Here is a 738-nt window from a genome sequence, read left to right as displayed (position 1 = left end):
CGACACACCGACCGCGCAACTGGGCACCGATGCCTTCAACGAAGCGCTGCATCACGTGCTGCTGAAAGCCTTTCGCCCGGCGTTTCTGGCGCGCATGACGGTGGTGGCGTATCGGCCACTGGATGAAGCGACGCTGGAAGGGATTGTGCTGGCGAAGCTGGAGAAATTGCGCGGCCGGTACAAGGCTGCGACCGGGAAACAGTTTGAGTTCGATGCCGGGATTGTGCAGGCGGTGTTGGCCAAGTGCAGTGCGGCGGGTGCGAGGGATGTCGAGAATGTGTTGATGACGCAGGTGACGGGGAAGTTGGCGGAGTGGGTGTTGGAGTAAGTCCCGGACGACTGACTCTCTTGTGTAAACAGGAGCAAAGTGTAAACCCGAAGATGTCGCATAGCAGAGGAAGCAGTTGCCATGTGCTGTGCTGGTTATTTTTCGATGAAGGTAGTGCAGCCAATATGAGGTAAGTCATCATGCCGACCCGACTGATAATAGGCGCAGGCGTTTCCGCTGCAGTGTTCCTGAACACCTCATCCGATGGCTATAAAACTGTAGTTGTCGGTGAGGATGGACTATGGGCAAAACTCGTAGAACACCCCATGGGCCAGCCCGCCCACCTCCTGCACTTACCGGGTTCTCCACCACCGTCGTTCACGGTTGCCAATGGTGAAATGAGCCTGGACAACTTCCTCTCCTCAGGTGTTTTTCAGCAAGGCGTCAGTGAAATCGTCAAAGGTAGTCGC

Annotated in this window: 1 protein-coding gene and 1 pseudogene; both read left to right on the top strand. The window is 56.2% G+C overall.

Annotation, left to right across the window (positions count from 1 at the left end; genetic code table 11):
• A pseudogene (locus AC1DLB_RS31330) lies at positions 1-328 on the top strand (type VI secretion system ATPase TssH); the annotation flags it as partial.
• Positions 329-468: 140 nt separating this feature from the next.
• A partial coding sequence (locus AC1DLB_RS31325) for a hypothetical protein (protein WP_477786445.1) occupies positions 469-738 on the top strand: 270 nt, incomplete at its 3' end.

The organism is Pseudomonas sp. 05N434 (genome assembly GCF_056396965.1).
Note: the sequence above shows the minus strand (reverse complement) of the source record. Positions and strands in the feature narration are given on the sequence as shown.